14 protein-coding genes are annotated in these 16,366 nt (G+C 50.4%); 4 read left to right on the top strand and 10 right to left on the bottom strand.

What is annotated here, in order from left to right:
- The 3 genes from FP815_06775 to FP815_06765 all read left to right on the top strand — a co-directional run.
- Positions 1-856: hypothetical protein (locus FP815_06775; protein MBA3014644.1), on the top strand; the 856-nt coding region annotated here is incomplete at its 5' end.
- A 284-nt stretch (positions 857-1,140) separates the two neighbouring features.
- Positions 1,141-3,255 carry a molybdopterin-dependent oxidoreductase gene (locus FP815_06770; GenBank protein MBA3014643.1) on the top strand — a complete coding sequence of 705 codons (2,115 nt, stop codon included), beginning with the start codon at positions 1,141-1,143 and terminating at the stop codon, positions 3,253-3,255.
- On the top strand, positions 3,252-3,704 hold the full coding sequence (locus FP815_06765; GenBank protein ID MBA3014642.1) for a 4Fe-4S dicluster domain-containing protein: 453 nt from the start codon (positions 3,252-3,254) through the stop codon (positions 3,702-3,704). The genes FP815_06770 and FP815_06765 overlap by 4 nt, the downstream gene beginning before the upstream one ends.
- 93 nt (positions 3,705-3,797) lie before the next feature.
- Here the strand turns inward: FP815_06765 and FP815_06760 are convergent, their stop codons facing one another.
- A complete protein-coding gene (locus tag FP815_06760) occupies positions 3,798-5,201 on the bottom strand; it encodes an NAD(P)-dependent oxidoreductase (protein MBA3014641.1) in 1,404 nt (467 codons plus the stop codon).
- A 125-nt stretch (positions 5,202-5,326) separates the two neighbouring features.
- Here FP815_06760 and FP815_06755 point away from each other — a divergent pair, with 125 nt between their 5' ends.
- Positions 5,327-5,797, top strand: coding sequence for a chemotaxis protein CheX (locus FP815_06755; protein ID MBA3014640.1), 471 nt, complete (start codon positions 5,327-5,329; stop codon positions 5,795-5,797).
- Between the two features lie 260 nt (positions 5,798-6,057).
- Here the strand turns inward: FP815_06755 and FP815_06750 are convergent, their stop codons facing one another.
- The 9 genes from FP815_06750 to recA form a co-directional block, all read right to left on the bottom strand.
- Positions 6,058-6,474, bottom strand: coding sequence for a F0F1 ATP synthase subunit epsilon (locus tag FP815_06750; protein MBA3014639.1), 417 nt, complete (start codon positions 6,472-6,474; stop codon positions 6,058-6,060).
- Between the two features lie 9 nt (positions 6,475-6,483).
- Positions 6,484-7,908 carry a F0F1 ATP synthase subunit beta gene (gene atpD / locus FP815_06745; protein ID MBA3014638.1) on the bottom strand — a complete coding sequence of 475 codons (1,425 nt, stop codon included), beginning with the start codon at positions 7,906-7,908 and terminating at the stop codon, positions 6,484-6,486.
- 89 nt (positions 7,909-7,997) lie between these two features.
- Entirely contained in the window at positions 7,998-8,870 is an 873-nt protein-coding gene (atpG, locus tag FP815_06740) for an ATP synthase F1 subunit gamma (protein ID MBA3014637.1), read from the bottom strand.
- Between the two features lie 19 nt (positions 8,871-8,889).
- Positions 8,890-10,413: a F0F1 ATP synthase subunit alpha gene (locus FP815_06735; protein MBA3014636.1), complete on the bottom strand. Its 1,524-nt coding sequence runs from the start codon at positions 10,411-10,413 to the stop codon at positions 8,890-8,892.
- 5 nt (positions 10,414-10,418) lie between these two features.
- Positions 10,419-10,964 (bottom strand): F0F1 ATP synthase subunit delta, encoded by a 546-nt coding sequence (locus tag FP815_06730; protein ID MBA3014635.1) that lies wholly within the window; start codon positions 10,962-10,964, stop codon positions 10,419-10,421.
- Positions 10,961-11,566, bottom strand: coding sequence for a F0F1 ATP synthase subunit B (gene atpF / locus FP815_06725; protein MBA3014634.1), 606 nt, complete (start codon positions 11,564-11,566; stop codon positions 10,961-10,963). Before atpF ends, FP815_06730 begins: the two co-directional genes overlap by 4 nt.
- Positions 11,567-11,568: 2 nt before the next feature.
- Entirely contained in the window at positions 11,569-11,994 is a 426-nt protein-coding gene (locus tag FP815_06720; GenBank protein ID MBA3014633.1) for a hypothetical protein, read from the bottom strand.
- Positions 11,995-12,388: 394 nt separating this feature from the next.
- Positions 12,389-15,028, bottom strand: a complete 2,640-nt coding sequence (gene alaS / locus FP815_06715) for an alanine--tRNA ligase (protein ID MBA3014632.1) — start codon at positions 15,026-15,028, stop codon at positions 12,389-12,391.
- A 129-nt stretch (positions 15,029-15,157) separates the two neighbouring features.
- Complete coding sequence (gene recA / locus FP815_06710; protein MBA3014631.1) at positions 15,158-16,195, bottom strand: recombinase RecA; 1,038 nt, start codon at positions 16,193-16,195, stop codon at positions 15,158-15,160.
- Between the last annotated feature and the right edge of the window lie 171 nt (positions 16,196-16,366).

The following is a 16,366-nucleotide window of genomic DNA, read 5'->3' as shown; positions in this document are numbered from 1 at the left end:
CGGTGTGCAGGTCCAAGGAGCCAACCAATTTGGAAAAAGTAAAGCCTTTGCGCAGAACATCTCCAAGTTTTTCTTCGCTCTTGCCGTTCTCTGTGCCACCCCGTGGCTCAATCTCGTAGGGAATACTCTGATCTGGCTGGCTGTCATCCTGGCTTCAGTCTCCGTCGGGATCCGGGCTCTGCCAAATAAAGTTCAATCATCGATTCAAGCCACAATCCCGCAAATTCTTACCCTGTGCAACCTTGGCGGCGGATTACTGGCCATCTGGTATGCCACCCAAGGACAGCTCATCCTCGCGGTCGCCTGTAATTTCGCTGCCATGATTTTCGATCTAATCGATGGCGCCGTAGCCCGTAGACTGGGAGTATCAAGCTCTTTCGGCAAACAGTTTGACACTATCGCCGACATGATCAGTTTTGGGCTGGCCCCGGCCATCATGGTCAATGCCAAAATCGGCTGGACCCCTCTCTCCATGACTTTAGGGGGACTATACGTCATTGCGACCCTGTTCAGACTCTACGACTATAGTCGATCTAAAGACAAAACTCCTTCCGGTTTCTTCCGTGGGTTGCCCAGTCCAGCCGGGGCCTGGCTGGTCATCGGTTCAATACTTTTTCCCCCCATCTCCATTTGCCTGATAACACTGGTAGTGGCCTCTATCCTGATGTGCTCTTTTTCCATTAACTGGATTCACTTCAACCGGGTTTTCAACTGCATGTATCCTTCCGAAATCATCGGCTCGCTGGTGATTGGCCTGGTCCTTTCTCTCCTTACCAAGACCCCTGCGACCTTGTTTGCCGGCCCGATCATTATCTACGTCTTTTCCCCAGCATGGCGAAAACCTTCTCACACATAGACCCCTCCCTTTTCAGTAACATGACTCCTTAATGATAGTATTTTTCTAATAGTTTATTACGTCTAATCCTATTATTATACCAATTTTGTACCTTTTTTGATACTTTTTGATGATTACTCAATAGCTAGAGACCTCCCTCTGGCAACCAGAGACCGCGAGACTCCATGCCAGCGTCTCATTTTCCAATGACATATCCCGTGAGATCAATAAGCTCGACTGAATCATGCGCCCCATCATTAACCTTAGGGGGACAGTATTACAACAAAGGAGGCTGACTAAGAGGCATGAACAAATCGGTCTGGAGCATGTGCGGCATGTGCACCGTCCGCTGCCCGATCAGGGTAGAAGTTGACGGCAATCTAATACAATGGATCGAGGGAAATCCCCACCTTTTGAATGGAGCATTATGCGCCAAAGGTGCCGCCGGCACCGCCTTGATCACCGACCATCAGCGTCCGCGTCAACCTCTGATTCGCCAGGGGGGACGAGGGGCTGGACGCTGGGATGAAGTCAGCTGGGATACGGCTTATGACTACATCTCCGACAAACTGAGCGGCATCATAAAGCGCCATGGCCCTGAAAGCATCATGATGAGTTGCCGGGGAGGCCCCTTCGTTGATCTATTTAAAGCCTTTATCCACGGCATGGGCTCACCGAACTTCACCGACCATGACAGTACCTGCGGTCGCAACGTCCATCACGCCAGTGTCTCGCTTTATGGCCTCGGTCGCTTGGATTTGACCTACGACTTCACAAACACCAAGCACTTGGTCCTTTTCGGTCGAAATATCCTTGCGTCACTCCAAGTGGCAGAAGTCAACCAAGTGCTTGATATGCTGGATATCGGTGGCAGACTGACCTACATTGATGTCCGCCAGACCTTGACCGGGATCAAGGCAACCCGCTTTTTCCAACTCAGACCTGGCACTGATTATGCCTTTGCCTTGAGCCTGATTCACCAATTGATTAAAGATGAGGCGTACGACCAGGACTTTATTGACCGTTATGTTTCGGATTTTGATGCCCTGAAGCGCTTTGTTGAGCCTTACACCCTGGCATGGGCTGCCAAGGAGTGTGGCATCCGTCCTGAACGGTTAACAGAATTCGTCGAAGAGATCAAAGAAGACCGCCCGTGCACCATCTTCCATCCAGGATGGATGCTTTCCCGCTACCACGACTCGTTCTACGCCAGCCGGGCCATCCATCTGTTGAACATCCTGATGGGTAATATCGAAATCAAGGGCGGACAGACCCTGACAAAAGGTCCGGCTGACTATGGGATCAAAAGCCTGCGCAGCCTTAACTCCGAGATCCCCAGACCGACTCAAAAACGGGCCGACGGAGTGGGATGGAAATACACTCACTTTGATCAAGGCCCAGGACTCTTCCATCTGTTTTATGAGGCCATGCGCACTGAAAAACCCTATCCCATCAAGGGAGTAATCTGCTACCGGCATGACCCCTTTGCCTGCTTTCCTGATCCTGCGGCCCAAAAAGAAGCCCTGGATAAGACGGAGCTTTTAATCTCAATCGACACCCACTACAGTGAGTTCGGCTGGTACAGCGATGTCATACTTCCGGAATCAACCTACCTTGAACGCGACACCCCTATCGCCACTCAGCAGGGTCAGATACCACGCTTTATCGTCCGGCGCAAAGCAGTGGAACCTACTCTCAACACCAAACCTTCATGGGAAATCATCCAGCAGCTTGCTCAACGTCTCGGCTTTGGCCACTACTTCCCCTTCACAACTATTGAAGAATTATGGACCTGGCAGTTACAACCCACCGGTTTTACCATCCAGGATTTTGATAAAAAAGGCTTTATCGAACTGACAAAAGAACCGATCATGTATGACCGTGAAACCTTGGGGGGGAAATTCAAGACCCCCTCCGGTACAATTGAAATAATCAGTCAGACGCTGAGCGCGGCTCACCTTCCCTCTTTAAAACCCTACATCAGCCCAATCAAGCCGCCTAAGGGACAATTCCGTCTAGTCTTCGGTCGCTCACCGATCCATGCCCACAGCCATACAATCAATAACCCCCTGCTCAACGAACTGATGCCCGAAAACACCTTATGGATCAATAAACACCCGGCGACTCGACTAGGGCTCACTGATGGCGACTGGGTAGATGTAGAATCAGGCGGTGTCATAGGAACCATCCGTGTCCACGTCACTGAATTTATTCACCCGGAAGCTGTCTATACTGTCCACGGATTCGGACGACAAATTCCTTTGCAGACCAGGGCCTATCACGCAGGCATGAGCGATCAGAAGCTGATGGAGGGGATGCTCCAGACCATGGACGAGGCAGGAGGCGGACTTTGCCTCTGCGAGACCTTTGTCTCCGTGCGGCGGAGTACCAAAAACCCCAGGCGGAGGATCGACCTGTGAACCACTATATGCTCTATCTCAATGCCAAGCGCTGTATAGGCTGCCATGGATGCGCAATTCACTGCAAGAGCTATAAAAGCCTTCCTGTCGGCCCGATTCTCTGTGAAATCACCTATGAAGATCTTAAGTTAGTCCGGGGCATCCCCAAGACCGAGTTCCGCTTCCGCTCCTGTTTTCATTGCGAAGGCCCTTTGTGCGTGGCGAGCTGTCCCACCTACGCCATACGCAAACGTAACGATGGCATTGTCTTCATCGACCAGGAAACGTGTATCGGATGTATGGCCTGCGCTAAAGCCTGTCCTTGGCAGGTGCCGCAATTTAATCCAACTTCAGGGAAAGCTGTCAAATGTGACTATTGCCTGGACAGGCTTGATCAAGGATTAAAACCCGCCTGTGTCAGTCGATGCACCACACACGCATTAAAGTTTATCAGACTTGAAGAACGATAATAACGAACAAACAAAACAACGACGCCCCAATGGCATCAAAGTGCCATTGGGGCGTCACATTTACTCCGCAGACTAAAATAAAAAATCAACAGACTACAGTTTAAACACCTCGCGTCCCTCTTTCAGGTCTCTTCCCTCAATAAATCGGTGAATGGATTCCGCTGCCACCTTGCCTTGATACACCGCCTTGGCCGCAGTCTGAGGGCCCAGGACGGCATCACCACCGGCAAACACCCAAGGGACACTGGTCTGTAAGGTATCCTCATCAACTGTATAGGTCCCCCATCGACTCGTGGCAATTTCAGTCCCTTGGCTGGCGCCCAAGTCGACATCCTGACTGATAGCAGCAATGATGGAATCAGCCTCAATCATGAAGTTCGAACCTTCAATAATCACCGGTCGACACCGCCCTGAGGCATCACACTCTCCAAGCTGCATGCGCTGACATTCGATGTGCTTAATCCGACCATTATCTCCGTGAATCCTGACCGGTGCTACCAGAAACTCAATCTTGACTCCCTCTTCCTGGAGATGATGGATCTCGGCTTTGGCAGCTGGCATTTCCGCTATGGTCCGTCGATAAAGAATGAAGACGTTATCTGAGCCCTTACGTAACGCAGTCCGGGCAACATCAATGGCCACATTTCCGCCACCAACCACCACCACATTTCGTCCAAGATCAACTTCACGGCCAAGATTAACCTCACGAAGATAATCAACACCATGAGAAACCCCGGCCAAATCTTCGCCATCAATACCTAACTTACGGCTGGCGTGAGCCCCAGGACTCAAGAATACAGCGCCGAATCCCTCGTCTTTAAGTTGTGACAAAGTCTTGTCACGACCTAAGGTAACACCGGTGATGATTTCAACACCACAATTGTTAAGAGCATCAAATTCAGCATTGATGATATTTCGAGGCAGTCGGTACTCCGGAATGCCTACCGCAAGCATCCCGCCTAAAACAGGCAGACTTTCATAGATCTTACACTCGTAGCCCATGTGAGCAAGGTAAAAAGCAACGGTCATCCCAGCTGGTCCTGAACCGACAATGGCGACCTTCTTCCCGTTTGACAGAGCACACTCTCTGGTCATCAAATATCCCTTCATGACCATGGTGTCGACAACATAACGCTCAAGCATGCCGATGGCGACGGCATCACCTTTCTTGGCACGTACACAATATCCTTCGCATTGAAACTCATGAGGACAGACTCGGGAACAGACTGCAGGCATAGAACTCTGCTCCCGTATGGCCCAGTAAGCCTCTTCTATCTTACCCTCGCGGAGCAAACCTATAAACTTAGGGATCTCGTTATGAATAGGACACCCTTCACGACACGTCGGCTTCTTGCATTGCAAGCAGCGGTCAGCCTCGCGCATAGCTGTCGCTTCGTCAAAATTAAAGACCACTTCATCAAAATTTTTAACCCGCACCTCGGGACTTAATTCACTTGTCCTCTGACGCGGTATTGCCATTCTCTCTGCTGCTTTCATCTCATCCTCACAAAAATAAAAAGTTAAATTCTGGACAAGCCCAATATTTTTTTATAGCCTAATATAGTATCAAATATTACTGCTTCCAAACTCCCGCTTATAATGGGACTTTATAGGATTGTTTCATGAAAGTTGAATTTATCAACCCGTTTCTCTCTTCGACAAAAAATGTACTTGAAACCATGTGCCAGATAAGGGTTTCAGCCAACAGACCCTCCCTGAAGAAAGATACATACTCATATGGCGCCATTACCGGCATCATTGGCATGGCCTCATCAACAATTTGTGGCTGCATGGTTTTGAGCTTTTCCGAATCCTGCATCCTCCGGATTGTTGCCAACATGCTCTACGAGGAACCTAAAACCAAAATCGATGAGGATATTATCGATGCGGTTGGCGAACTTACCAATATGATCTGCGGCGGGGCCAAGGCCCAACTGGCGAAATCAAATCACAAGTTCGATCTCGCCACCCCGACAATGATCACCGGCAAGGGGATTGAAATCGCGTACCACACAGATGCCCCAACAATCGTCATCCCCTTCTCGACCGACTACGGCGACTTTGTGGTGGAAGCAAATCTTGCAGAAAAATAACCCATCAGAAGCTTGATGGTCTCGCAAAAAGTCACGGGATGGCTAAGCAAAAGGGCCGATATACAGGTAAGCGAGCGAAGAGAGACTCCGAGGCGCAGTGTGCTTTTGCGAATGAGGCACACATATGGTGTGCCGAATGAGCAAAAGTGCGCTGCAACGCAGTAGATCGGGCTTTTTGCGACGCCATCAAGCTTGACACGAAAAAGCCGCTCCTGTCAACCAGGTGCGGCTTTTTCGATATCAGTGACTTACGTGAAAGTCTATTTTGCTATCTGGCTTGCTTTTAAACGAGCTAATGATCTTTGTAAAGCGGCCTCAGCACGTATCTGGCTGATATTCTCCTCTTTACGCTGGGCTGCAGCCAATCTTTTCTCTGCTCGTTCCTTTGCTCGCAAGGCACGGTCCACATCAATATCTCTGCCTCGTTCTGCGGCTTCGACCAGGAAAGTGATCTTGTTATTGGAGACCTCACAGAACCCACCACTGACCATAAAAACCTCAGTGGTGTTTCCATGTTTATAGGTCAGCGATCCAACCTTGATCGTACTGAGAAAAGGGGCATGATTCGCCAAAACTCCAAACTCACCGTCAACACCAGGAGCGGTGACAATATCCACCTCTTGGCTGACAACCGGGCCAGTCGGAGTTACGACTTCAAGCTGTATTCTATCCGCCATCGGAATTCCTTAGTTTTGTTTTTTGGCTTTTTCAATAGCCTCTTCAATGGATCCAACCATATAGAAAGCAGTCTCAGGTAATGCATCGTGCTTGCCTTCAAGAATCTCCTTAAAGCTCCGCACGGTATCTGCAACTTTAACAAATTTACCCGCCATGCCGGTGAAAACCTCAGCCACAGAGAACGGCTGTGACAAGAACCTCTGCATTTTACGTGCACGGGTAACAGTCAACTGATCTTCCTCAGACAACTCGTCCATACCAAGAATAGCAATAATATCGGCAAGATTCTTATATTTCTGCAGAGTCTGCTGAACCTCACGAGCAACATAATAATGCTCTTCACCAACAACATTAGGATCGAGAATTCGAGAGGTGGAGTCAAGCGGGTCAACGGCAGGGTAAATACCAAGCTCTGCGATCTGGCGGGAAAGAACAACGGTGCCGTCAAGGTGAGCAAAGGTGGTGGCAGGAGCCGGGTCAGTCAGATCGTCCGCCGGTACGTAAACACATTGAACCGCGGTAATCGAACCTTTGGTGGTAGAGGTAATCCGCTCCTGAAGCTCGCCAAGATCGGTGCCAAGAGTCGGCTGATAACCAACCGCTGAAGGAATACGTCCCAGGAGAGCTGATACTTCAGCGCCCGCCTGAGTGAACCGGAAGATGTTATCAACAAAGAACAACACGTCCTGACCTTCTTCGTCGCGAAAATATTCAGCAGCAGAAAGACCGGTCAAAGCAACCCGTGAACGGGCTCCTGGAGGCTCAGTCATCTGCCCGTAAACCAGCGCTGCCTTGGGAAGAACGCCTGACTCCTTCATCTCGTGGTACAGATCGTTTCCTTCACGGGTTCTCTCACCAACTCCGCAGAATACCGAGATACCACCGTGATGCATGGCGATATTGTTAACCATCTCCATCATGATAACAGTCTTGCCGCAGCCAGCGCCGCCGAACAAACCCATCTTACCACCACGAGGGAATGGAACCAAGAGATCAATTACCTTGATACCGGTCTCAAGAACATGAACCTCCGTGTCTTGATCAGTAAAGGAAGGCGCTGGTTTCAAAATGGGAGCGGTTTTATCAGAATTGATCGGGCCCAGGCCATCAACCGGTCGACCAACAACGTTCATAATCCGACCCAAGGCGGCAGGACCGACCGGGATTCGAATGGAATCGCCAGAATCACGACACTCCTGACCACGACGCAGACCATCGGTCTGGTCCATGGCAACAGTCCGCACTACGTTATCTCCAAGGTGTTGAGCAACCTCAACAACCAGATTATCGGCCACATCGTTTATGCCTGGATTGCTGACCATCAGGGCGTTGCCGATATTCGGTAAACATCCTGCGTTGAATTCAACATCGACGACAGGTCCGATGACCTGTACAATTTTACCTATGTTACCTGCTGTTTGCTCTGCACTCATGTGGCAATCTGCCTCCTCAACACTTGCTTGTATTGAATCTTGCTGACCTGATCACTTGAACCAGGCCACAATCAAATCCATTAATAAAATTAACCTTTCAGGGCCTCGGCACCACCGACGATATCCATTAACTCAGCGGTGATACTACTCTGCCGCGCCTTATTATAAACCAAGGTCAGGCTATGAATCATATCCTTACACGCCTTGGTGGCGTTGTCCATGGAGGTCATCCGCGCTGCATTTTCTCCTGCGGATACTTCGAGCATGCTGCTATAGACCATGACATTGAGATAGAGCGGCTGCAATACTTCCATGATCTGATCGGAACTGGGCTCATAAATATAATCCCCCTTGCCGACTGCCACGACATCAGCACTGCCTGCTACAGGTTGAATCGGAAGCAGAGCTACTGTCTTTGGCCTCTGAACCGCAACACTCTTGAACTCACCATAAATCAGCTGAACCAGATCAGTACTGCCGCTTAGAAAATTTTCAGCGACATCCTGTGCAATGGCCCGGGCGTTGAACATCTGAAAAGTACCCATGATATCAGCATACTGTTTACGGACTAACCCAGTTTTCTTCATCTTGCTGATCGCTTTTTTACCAATGCAGACGAGAGATACTTTTTTACCCTCAGCCTTATACTGTTTGATCAATCTCTCAGCGCTGGAGATAATATTAGCATTAAAACTACCACACAGCCCACGATCAGATGTTACAATCACCAACTCGACATTATTAACTTCCCGGACCTCCATCAAAGGAAACTGCCCAGAATCCATGCCGGAAGAGAGATTGCCCATCGCCTGATTGAACTTAGAGGCATAGGGCCTGAACCGCTCCATCTTGCTTTGTGCACCTCGCAATTTGGATGCGGCGACCATATTCATGGCGCTGGTGATCTGCGCTGTCTTCTTGACACCGCCTATCTTACTTTTTACATCTTTAAGACTGGCCATAATTATATCCCTGATTCAATCAGTTGATGCCGTTAGCGCTCTTGAACTCTTTAACAAAGGCGCCGATGGTGGTGTTCATCTTGGTCTGAAGGTCGGCGTCGATGATCTCCTTTTCCTTCAGGGTAGCAAAGATGGCCGGATCCTTCTGATCAATATAAGCGTACAGTTCCTTCTCAAATCTACCCAGGAAATCAACGGGAAGCGTATCAAGAAGGCCCTTGGTGCCGGCAAAGAGTATCGTTACCTGCTTTTCCATGGACAGAGGCTGATACTGTGGCTGTTTGAGGATTTCAACCAGACGGGCACCACGGGTCAACTGGGCTTGAGTTGCTGCATCAAGGTCAGAACCAAACTGAGCAAAGGCCGCCAATTCACGGTATTGGGCAAGATCAAGCCGCAAGGTGCCGGCTACCTGCTTCATCGCCTTGACCTGGGCAGCGCCACCAACGCGGGATACAGACAAACCAACATTGATCGCTGGACGAACACCAGCAAAGAACAGACTTGGCTCAAGATACACCTGACCATCGGTGATTGAAATAACGTTGGTCGGAATATAGGCGGAAACATCACCGGCCTGAGTCTCAATAATCGGCAGAGCGGTGAGGGATCCAGCGCCCAACTCGTCACTGAGCTTGGCGGAACGCTCCAACAAACGTGAATGGTTGAAGAAGATGTCGCCTGGGAAAGCCTCACGTCCTGGCGGACGACGAAGCAAGAGAGACAACTGACGATAGGCAACAGCCTGCTTGGAAAGATCATCATAGATGATTAGGGCATGCTGTCCATTGTCGCGAAAATATTCGCCCATAGCGCATCCAGCAAAAGCTGAAACGTACTGCAGCGGCGCCGGATCAGAGGCACATGCGGCAACAACCGTAGTATATTTCATGGCATCATTCTTACGGAGGGCCTCAACCACCAGAGCAACGGTAGATTTCTTCTGTCCGATAGCAACGTAGATGCAATGCACGCCCGTCTCTTTCTGAGCGATGATCGCATCAACACAGACCGCGGTTTTGCCGATCTGGCGATCCCCAATGACCAACTCGCGCTGACCTTTTCCGACCGGCGTCATGGCATCGATGGCCTTTAACCCTGTGTAACAAGGCTCATGAACACCTTTTCTGGCGATAACGCCAGGGGCAATAACTTCAATTTTCCGAGACTCCTTGGCATTAATCGGACCTTGACCATCAATAGGATGACCAACGGCATCTACGACGCGACCTTCCATCTCAGGGCCAACCGGAACCTCGGCGATCTTACCTGTACGTTTGACGGTATCACCTTCTTTAATCCCGGCGACCTCACCAAGTACGGCGCAACCAACGTTGTCAGCTTCCAGGTTCAAGGCCAGGCCAAGTACTCCATTAGAAAACTCCAGGAGTTCCATCGCCATGCAGTTCTCAACACCATGGACACGGGCAATACCGTCACCAACGGAGATTACTGTACCAGTTTCACTCAGATCAACTTTTGACTCATAGTCCTTGATCTGACCCTTGATAATTTGACTGATCTCTTCGGCTTTAATCTGCATTGTGCTTATTCACTCCCTTTAATGGATTCTTTTAACCCTTGTAACTGGCTTCGAATGCTGCCATCCATAACTAAATCTCCAACCTTGGCAATAATACCGCCGAGAATGGCAGGATCAACTTTCGTGCTAATAACAACCTTTTTACCGGTAATCTTTTCCAGAGTGGCCTGAATTTTTTCATTCAACTCAGCGCTGAGCGGCATGGCCGTTACTACCGTGCCTTGGCAAATATTGCGCTGTGCATCAATCAAGGCCTGAAAGGCCTCGGCGATCTCGGGAAGGAAAGCCGCTCTTTTCTTCTGAATAACCAAATCCAGGAAATTTTTTATTATCTGGGTTGCCCCTTGAGCTTCGGCGATATGCGCCATAACCTTGCACCGAACATCTACCGGATACATAACATTGGTCAGCCCATCCTTAACCTCAGGATAGGTGGTCATGGCTGTCACTATTTCTTTCAATGATTTGGCATAGTCATCAAAGGCGTTCTCTTCCTGAGCAACAGAAAACAGGGCCTTAGCATAACGATTGGCAAGAATTGCGTTTTTCATGACCGGGCACCTACCTTATCAAGGTATTCACTTACCAATTTGCTCTGATCCGCTTCGGTGAAGTTTTTAACGACCAAGGCCTCAGCCATCTTCGTAGCCTGCTCGGCAATCTCCTCACGCAGGGCCTTCTTGGCCAAGGTGAATTCATACTGAACCGACAACTCAGCCTTCCGCTTAATATCAGCGGCAGCTCGGTTGGCATCGGCAATAATTTTTTCCCGTTCCTTCTCGGCCTGAACCTTGGCAGAGTCGATAATGCTCTGAACGTCTTGATCAATACGCGCCAACTTATCCTCATATTTCTTATAGGACAGCTCAACCTCACCCCGACGAGTATTCAAGACATCGAAGCGGTCGGCTATTGCCATCCGGCGAGATCCCAAGGCACTAACAATCGGCTTTGATCCAAATTTCACCAGGATGATCACCAAGGCAACGAAATTTGTGGTCCGCCACAGCAGATCCATCATTTTTTCATGGGACAAGGGATTTGCTGCCTCACCGTGTCCGCCACCTTCTGCATAGGCCACCGCAGCAGCCAGCAAAACCATACCAGCGGTTAAAACCCAGGTGATGTTACTTTTTTTCGTCGTCTGCTTCATACTCAAACAGCCCTCCCTAAAATCTTGTTGGCCATCTCTTGAGCAAAGCTGTCAAGCTGCCCCTTAAGCGTTTGCTGAGCCGCTGAGACCTGACCGTTGATGGTCCCCAGTTGAATAGCCTTATCTGCATCAGCCCCTTTGCGCACAGCGGCCAATTGCTCACTTGTGGTGGCCATGGCCTCCCCTTTTACCGCTTCAAATTCTGACTTTGCCTTGCCACGGGCCTCAGCCAATTTTCGGTTAAACTCTTCGAGACGCAAATTGGAATTCTTCTCAAAAGTCTCAATATCCTTGGCCAAGCCGGACATCTTCTTATCCCGCTCCAACAGAATGGAACGAATTGGCCGGTAGAGCACCGCATTCATAATCACAATCAAAAGCAACATATTGATGATATGAAGCGGCATGGTGAGATCAATAGTAATCATGCAGCGGTCTCCTTGGTGGTTGTCTCTTTCCTGGAACCATTCAAAGGGTCTAACTCAAAAAATGAATGGCTATTCAAAAAATTTAGGGAATTTCTTATCAGATAAAAATTGGCCTGTCAACGTTTTATCCTTCACTTTCTCTCCTGTTTGATGAATTATTTTGTGAGTAATTATACCTGGTTTCCCTGATTCAAATCATGACCGTCAGCAACCCAAGCCCCCTCTGTGCTGGCATTTATGATCCAGCAAGGCCAAAAACTGACATCCATCTAAAACACCCTAAAGGACGACAAAAAAAGTCCATGGGATCAACATTTTTCTTCAGACTGTCAAGAAACAGCACCTGTTTCATCTATGGTAAAGCAGGGTTGAAGAGCATCAGGCATAGCCCACCCTAAGAGGCCTGAGTCGCAATAATCTCATACACTGCAGCCAGAGCCTCAGGCAATTTATCAGGCATCGTCCCACCGGCCTGAGCCATATCAGGCCGACCACCACCACTGCCACCCACCATAGCTGCCACCTCCTTAATAATCTGCCCAGCATGACATTTCCCGATCAAATCCTTGGTCACTATGGCCAAAAGAGCGGCCTTGCCCTGAAGCTCGCCACCCAAAACCACCACCCCGCTGCCTACAGCGTCACGCATCCGATCACCGATCTCCCGCAAGGTTTTGGGAGAATCAAGTGGAACCTGAGCGCAGACCACCTTAATTCCCTGTACTTCATGCGCCTTAGCCAAAATGCTGTCAAGGCTGGAGAGCGAGAGTTTGGCCGTCAGCTGACTCACCTCCCGCTCTAATTCCTTCTGACGGGCAAGCAGGGTCTTGATCTTTCCATCCACCTCGTCCGGCGTGGTTTTCATGGTTTCAGCAAACCCGGCTATCGCCTTTTCCATATCCTGATAGCGGGCCATGGCAGCCCGCCCGGTGGTTGCCACCAACCGTCTGACACCCGCAGCGATGCCGGTTTCACTTAAAATCTTAAAGAGGCCTATCTGCCCACTGGCCTCCACGTGAGTTCCCCCGCACAACTCCCTACTCACATTACCAAAACTTACTACCCGCACCATGGTATCATATTTTTCTCCAAACAGCGCCATAGCTCCCGATTTTCTCGCCGCATCCCGATCCATCTCTATGGCCTCACGCAAAAGATTGGCCCTGATCTCCTCGTTGACCATGACCTCAATCTGAGTCAGTTGATCTGTCGTCATCGGTGAAAAATGGGTGAAATCGAAACGCAACCGGTCTTCATCGACCTGGGAACCGGACTGATTGACATGATCACCCAACACCTTACGGAGCGCCGCCTGGAGGAGATGGGTCGCACTGTGGTTGGCTTCGATGTCCCGGCGACGGGATCTATTGACCTTCAGATCGACACTATCGCCAACAGCCACCGCTCCGGCAACAATCTGGGCTTTATGCAGGGTAACCCCGCCCGGCCCCTTAACTGTGTCCATGACCTGAGCAATGCCGGACGAACCGGTTATCTGGCCACTGTCCCCTACTTGCCCGCCGGACTCAGCGTAAAATGGGGTTTCGGCCACCGCGATCATCACCTGGCTCCCGGCGTCGCCGGAAACAATCTCCTCTCCATTCTCACCAAGAATGGCCTTAATAACTGAACTCGATTCACTGCTTTCGTAACCCCGGAAAATGGTATGCCCTGCCTTTACGGCAAAATCAATGCCGAGCTGAACATGTCCCAAGTTGCCCTTCCACGATTTTCTCGACTGCTGCCGCTGCGCATCCATCGCGTGATTAAACCCTACCTGATCGACCTCGCAGCCCAATTCCAAAGCCATATCGCGAACAATGTCCACTGGAAAGCCAAAGGTATCGTAGAGCTTGAACATAAACTCACCAGGCACCAGCTGGACGCCGGCTGCTCGCATCCGGGAAAACTCATCCTGGAGCATGGCCAGGCCATGATCAATAGTCTCCAGGAAGCGCTCCTCTTCGTTATTTACCACCTTGGCCAACAACTCCCTCGCCCCAGCCAGATGAGGATAGGCGCTGGCCATCTGACGGGCTACCGTTGCGGTAATTGTCGCGAGGAATGGCTTAGTAAGGCCCATAGAGCGACCATAGCGGATTGCCCGCCGCATAATCCGGCGTAAGACATAGCCTCGCCCTTCGTTGGATGGCAGCACCCCATCGGCCACCAAAAATGTGGTGGCCCGAGCGTGATCGGCGATGACCCTCAAGGCAGTATCACTTTTTGGATCGACCCCGTAAGCAACTCCAGAAACAAAGGAGATCTTGTCCATCACCGTGGTGAAGATATCAGAGTCGTAATTGGTATACTTGTCCTGGAGTACGGCTGTAACTCGTTCCAGCCCCATGCCGGTGTCGATGCTCGGCTTGGGCAGAGGTGAGAGCGTCCCGTTTGCATCACGATAAAACTGCATGAACACCAGATTCCACAGCTCCAGAAAGCGGTCGCAGTCACACCCCAGCCGGCAGTCCGGTCGGCCGCATCCCGCTGCCGCGCCCTGATCGAAATGAATCTCGGAGCACGGACCGCACGGGCCGGTATCACCCATCGCCCAGAAATTATCCTTTTCCCCCATACGAACGATACGACCCGGCAGCAAGCCCTCCGCCTTTTCCCAGAGGGCAAAGGCCTCATCATCGTCATCAAAGACCGTCACCCAGAGCTTTTCAGTGGGCAATTCCAGGACCTTGGTCAAAAATTCCCACGCATAGGCAACGGCCTCCTTCTTAAAATAATCGCCAAAAGAGAAATTACCGAGCATCTCAAAAAAAGTGTGATGGCGGGCGGTATAACCGACATTTTCCAGGTCGTTATGTTTGCCCCCAGCCCGGACGCTCCGCTGACAGGTAGTCGCCCGAACATAGTCGCGCTTCTCCTCACCAGTGAACACTTTTTTAAACTGGACCATCCCAGAGTTAACAAAGAGCAGAGTCGGATCATCTTGGGGCACAAGGGACGAACTGTCCACAATCTGATGATCACGGGCTGCAAAAAAATTCAGGAATTTTTCTCTAATTTCATTACCATTCATAATTACAGAAACCAGTGGAGGTTCAATGTGTTGTATTTCGTAAGTTGTCTTATCCATGCTCCCGGAAGGCCTTATTAGGCACAATACGGAAAACTAGCATGCCAAGCAAGGCATCGGCTTCATTCCAGATCACCCCTTCTTGCCGACCTCGACCTCAGCCTCGGCAACCGGCGTCCCTATCCCGAAACCCAACCGGACCTTCTTGTCGATGCCCTCAGCAACCTCAGGATGATCCTTGAGGAAGGTTTTTACCGTTTCCCGGCCTTGGCCAATGCGCTCTCCATTATACGAGTACCAAGCCCCGCTCTTTTCTATGATATCCTGGCCTACGGCCAGATCGATCATATCACCGATTTTTGAGATTCCCTCGCCGTACATTATGTCAAACTCGACTTCCTTAAACGGCGGAGCCAGTTTATTCTTGACGATCTTGACCCGAGTCCGGTTTCCGACCACATCTGTCCCATCCTTAATAGCGGCGATCCGACGAATATCAAAACGCATGGAGGAATAAAACTTCAAGGCGTTTCCGCCAGTGGTAGTCTCCGGGTTGCCGTACATCACTCCTATCTTCATCCGAATCTGGTTGATGAATACCAAGGCTGTATTGGTACGATTGAGAACCCCTGCCAGCTTGCGCATGGCTTGAGACATCAACCGAGCCTGAAGCCCGACATGGGAATCACCGATATTACCGTCGATCTCGGCCTTAGGCGTCAGCGCCGCCACCGAATCAATAACGATGATGTCCACTGCGCCGCTACGGATCAAAATTTCGGCAATCTCCAGGGCCTGTTCACCAAAATCCGGCTGCGAGACCAGCAGATCATCAATATTAACGCCTAAACGGGCGGCATACTGGACGTCCAGCGCATGCTCGGCATCAATAAAAGCAGCGGTGCCCCCTGCCTTCTGGGCCTCGGCAATGGTATGCAGGGCCAGGGTGGTCTTACCCGATGATTCCGGGCCATAGATCTCAGTAACCCGGCCCTTAGCAATACCGCCGACGCCGGTCGCGATGTCAAGGCTTAAGGTACCGGTCGAGATGACCGGAACTGCCTCGACCTTACCAGACCCCATTCGCATGATCGAGCCCTTACCAAACTGCTTCTGTATCTGTAGTACCGCGGAATCAACCGTTTTTTTCTTATCATCAGAAATTGCCATTTACTGCTCCTTGCGTCAAAGGTGATAAACTTGATGGCGTCGCAAAAAGCCCGATCTACTGCGTTGCAGCGCACTTTTGCTCATTCGGCACACCATATGTGTGGCCTCATTCGCAAAAGCACACTGCGCCTTGTATATCGGCCCTTTTGCTTAGCCATCCCGTGACTTTTT

The sequence above is a fragment of the Desulfobulbaceae bacterium genome (assembly GCA_013792005.1).
GTDB lineage: Bacteria > Desulfobacterota > Desulfobulbia > Desulfobulbales > VMSU01 > VMSU01.
The sequence above is the reverse complement of the archived record's forward strand: the minus strand, read 5'-3'. Positions and strand labels throughout refer to the sequence as shown.

Bases quoted from the DNA above. Each gene is read 5' to 3' on its own strand.
- FP815_06750 (MBA3014639.1), bottom strand. From the start codon at position 6,474: ATGGCGGATAGAATACAGCTTGAAGTCGTAACTCCGACTGGCCCGGTT.
- recA (MBA3014631.1), bottom strand. From the start codon at position 16,195: ATGGCAATTTCTGATGATAAGAAAAAAACGGTTGATTCCGCGGTACTA.
- FP815_06720 (MBA3014633.1), bottom strand. From the start codon at position 11,994: ATGATTACTATTGATCTCACCATGCCGCTTCATATCATCAATATGTTG.
- atpF (MBA3014634.1), bottom strand. From the start codon at position 11,566: ATGAAGCAGACGACGAAAAAAAGTAACATCACCTGGGTTTTAACCGCT.
- FP815_06730 (MBA3014635.1), bottom strand. From the start codon at position 10,964: ATGAAAAACGCAATTCTTGCCAATCGTTATGCTAAGGCCCTGTTTTCT.
- FP815_06760 (MBA3014641.1), bottom strand. From the start codon at position 5,201: ATGAAAGCAGCAGAGAGAATGGCAATACCGCGTCAGAGGACAAGTGAA.
- alaS (MBA3014632.1), bottom strand. From the start codon at position 15,028: ATGAATGGTAATGAAATTAGAGAAAAATTCCTGAATTTTTTTGCAGCC.
- FP815_06735 (MBA3014636.1), bottom strand. From the start codon at position 10,413: ATGCAGATTAAAGCCGAAGAGATCAGTCAAATTATCAAGGGTCAGATC.
- atpD (MBA3014638.1), bottom strand. From the start codon at position 7,908: ATGAGTGCAGAGCAAACAGCAGGTAACATAGGTAAAATTGTACAGGTC.
- FP815_06755 (MBA3014640.1), top strand. From the start codon at position 5,327: ATGAAAGTTGAATTTATCAACCCGTTTCTCTCTTCGACAAAAAATGTA.
- atpG (MBA3014637.1), bottom strand. From the start codon at position 8,870: ATGGCCAGTCTTAAAGATGTAAAAAGTAAGATAGGCGGTGTCAAGAAG.
- FP815_06770 (MBA3014643.1), top strand. From the start codon at position 1,141: ATGAACAAATCGGTCTGGAGCATGTGCGGCATGTGCACCGTCCGCTGC.